Here is a 1,153-nt window from a genome sequence, read left to right as displayed (position 1 = left end):
GTGCTTGGCGACGACGCGGTCGAAGGTGCGATCGAGGCCATCCGCAAGGCGGCCCAGACCGGCCGTATCGGCGACGGCAAGATCTTCGTTTCCAATATCGAGGAAGTCGTGCGTATACGCACCGGCGAAACGGGCATGGACGCGGTCTGACCGACCGCGCCATCCTCCCGAAAAACGTCATCATCAAAAAAAGTCATCACACAGGGATACATGACATGACGACAGCCAAAGACATCATGAAGCAGATCAAGGACAACGACGTGAAATTCGTCGACCTGCGCTTCACGGACCCGAAGGGCAAGCTGCAGCACGTGACGATGGATGTCATCGAGGTCGAGGAAGACATGTTCGCCGATGGCGTGATGTTCGACGGCTCGTCGATTGCCGGCTGGAAGGCCATCAACGAGTCCGACATGGTGCTGATGCCCGATCCGGAAACGGTCCACATGGACCCGTTTTTCGCGCAGTCGACCATGGTCATCCTGTGCGACATCCTCGATCCGGTTTCGGGTGAATCCTACAACCGCGATCCGCGCGGTACGGCCAAGAAGGCCGAGGCCTACATGAAGGCCGAAGGCATCGGCGACACCATCTTTGTCGGCCCGGAAGCCGAGTTCTTCGTGTTCGACGACGTGAAGTACAAGGCCGATCCCTACAACACCGGATTCAAGCTCGACTCCACGGAGCTGCCGTCGAACGACGACACCGACTATGAGACCGGCAATCTCGGCCACCGTCCGCGCATCAAGGGCGGCTACTTCCCGGTGCCGCCGATCGACAGCGCACAGGACATGCGCTCGGAAATGCTGACCGTGCTCGCCGAGATGGGCGTGCGCGTCGAAAAGCATCACCATGAGGTGGCGGCGGCTCAGCACGAACTCGGCATCAAGTTCGACGCGCTGGTGCGCAACGCCGACAAGATGCTGATCTACAAGTATGTCGTCCACCAGGTCGCCAACGCCTACGGCAAGACGGCAACCTTCATGCCGAAGCCGATCTTCGGCGACAACGGCTCGGGCATGCACGTCCACATGTCGATCTGGAAGAACGGCAAGCCGACCTTCGCCGGCAATGAATACGCCGGTCTGTCGGAAAGCTGCCTGTTCTTCATCGGCGGCGTCATCAAGCAGGCCAAGGCGATCAACGCCTTCAC

2 protein-coding genes are annotated in these 1,153 nt (G+C 59.8%); both read left to right on the top strand.

Annotated elements, in window-relative coordinates; genetic code table 11:
- A partial coding sequence (locus EN932_RS36600) for a P-II family nitrogen regulator (RefSeq protein WP_164890865.1) occupies nucleotides 1-150 on the top strand: 150 nt, incomplete at its 5' end.
- 65 nt (nucleotides 151-215) lie between these two features.
- Nucleotides 216-1,153: glutamine synthetase beta-grasp domain-containing protein (locus EN932_RS36595; RefSeq protein ID WP_128369547.1), on the top strand; the 938-nt coding region annotated here is incomplete at its 3' end.

The sequence above is a fragment of the Mesorhizobium sp. M7A.F.Ca.US.002.01.1.1 genome (genome assembly GCF_004022955.1).
GTDB lineage: Bacteria > Pseudomonadota > Alphaproteobacteria > Rhizobiales > Rhizobiaceae > Mesorhizobium > Mesorhizobium ciceri.
This window is presented reverse-complemented; position numbering and strand designations above follow the sequence as displayed.